Origin of the sequence: Flavobacterium macacae (assembly GCF_003865365.1) — a bacterium.
GTDB lineage: Bacteria > Bacteroidota > Bacteroidia > Flavobacteriales > Flavobacteriaceae > Flavobacterium > Flavobacterium macacae.
Window position 1 is genome coordinate 1 of sequence record NZ_RQVR01000047.1, and the last position, 1864, is coordinate 1864.

The following is a 1864-nucleotide window of genomic DNA, read 5'->3' on the forward strand; positions in this document are numbered from 1 at the left end:
ACACCACCGAGCGTACGGATCACGTACTCGGCGGTTCGCAAAGAGATGGGTTAAGTTTGATGTAAACATCCGTTAATGATTGATAGCTACGTTGTTTTAGGCGTTTCAAAGTAATGGTAGTACTCAAAATCGGACTCTGTGCAATTGCCCAGCCACCTTTGCGGGTGCGACTAAAAGCGTAGGCATGACCTTGGTCAACACCCAATCGTATGAGATTCTTTCTCTTCCTTTCGGGTTTTTTCCAATCATGCCAGATACAATACCGAAGTCGGTTTCTTAACCAGCCGTCTAAATCACGTAATTTGCCCATAATGCTCGTTCCCCGAAAATAGTTTAACCATCCCCGTTGTACTTCTTTTATTTTGGCTATACGCTCTTCGAGTTTGACTGGTACAGTTTTACGGCTGATGCTTTTGAGTCGTTCCTTGAGTTTCTTCCATGCTTTGTCTGCCACCGCCAGCTGATAGTCATTTTTGCTTCCTTTCTTGTAAGTAGACACAAATCCAAAACCCAAAATCGTGAAGTTCACAGGACGTCTAATCCCGCTTTTCTCCTCGTTGATGGTTAGTTTGAGCTTCGTTTTTAAGAATTTGGCAATTACTTTTGCAGTAGCTTTCGCCTGATTTTCGGATTTACAGTAGATACTAAAATCATCGGCATATCGTACGAATTTCAGTTGGCGTCTTGTCATTTCTTTGTCCAGTTCATGGAGCAGAATATTTGACAATAACGGACTCAATGGAGAACCTTGCGGAACGCCTTTTCTTCGTCTTTGCAATTTGCCATTGATCTGTATGGGTACTCGCAACCATTTTCGTATCAGGCGCATCGTGGTTTTGCATTTCACTTTTCGATACACCAGATTCAGCAGTAAACAGTGATCCACTTCGTCAAAGAAATTCTTCAAGTCAGTGTCTACAATGTAATTCAGTCCCTGATGGATATAATCCCTCGCTTGCCCAACAGCTTGTCGGGCGTTTTTGTTGGGGCGGAATCCAAAACTGTTGTGGCTGAATTCGGGTTCAAATAACGGTGCGATAACCTGCGAAACGGCTTGTTGCAACACTCTCTCTGTGGTGTTGGGAACGCCCAAAAGACGGACTTTGCCGTTGCCTTTGGGAATCTCAACCCCTAAAATGGGTTGTGGATGGTAGTTTCCTTTCCTAATAGCCTCGAGCAATTGCGGTTTCAATTGGGGAAACAGCATTTTGAGCTGAGCGGTTTTGATACCGTCAACCCCTGCGCTTCCTTTGTTGGAAACCACTTGCTCTAATGCCTTTTGCAGGTTGTAAGGATGTACTGTTCGTTCAATCATTTTGTTGTTTAATCAGTTAACCTGTTCTTGTTTTTCAGGGCTATCCGCCGTGACGGGTTCCGTAGAAAATTAAGAACCTCTTTGCGTTCAGTCCTTCCTTGGTTGTGAGACCTGTGCGGTATCTATTCGCAACTCGTTGCCACAAGTACTATGACTTCTGCTGACTTCTTGACCTAACCAGCCCGTGGTTGTCAAGACCTCCCCTGGTAAGAGCTTTTTCCTTTGTCCAATTCCTGCTGTATCTACATCTAATGGCTTTTGGTAATCTTAGGACGTTGCGTTGGTGTGGACGCTTATCCGCCATTAAATGCCTCTTATACAGTTTCTGTTCGTCAGTACCGGACTTTGTCGTTTCGCTTCCTTCAGTTCTGGCTTCACAGCTAACAACCTTGCGACGTACTAATGATTCGGATTTTCAATCCGCTCATAAGGGACTTGCACCCTCTGGAAAAATAACACGCTGTAGGATTTGTTTTCTAATCCGAAATTTGTATTTTCGGATTTTTATCAAAGCTTACAGCGTGTGTCCTGCTCATGCAGGGCACACAC

Annotated in this window: 1 protein-coding gene; it reads right to left on the minus strand. The window is 44.3% G+C overall.

The genetic code is table 11. The features are described 5' to 3' along the window. Positions 1–19: 19 nt before the first annotated feature. On the minus strand, positions 20–1315 hold the full coding sequence (gene ltrA / locus EG849_RS15425; RefSeq protein WP_125014322.1) for a group II intron reverse transcriptase/maturase: 1296 nt from the start codon (positions 1313–1315) through the stop codon (positions 20–22). Between the last annotated feature and the right edge of the window lie 549 nt (positions 1316–1864).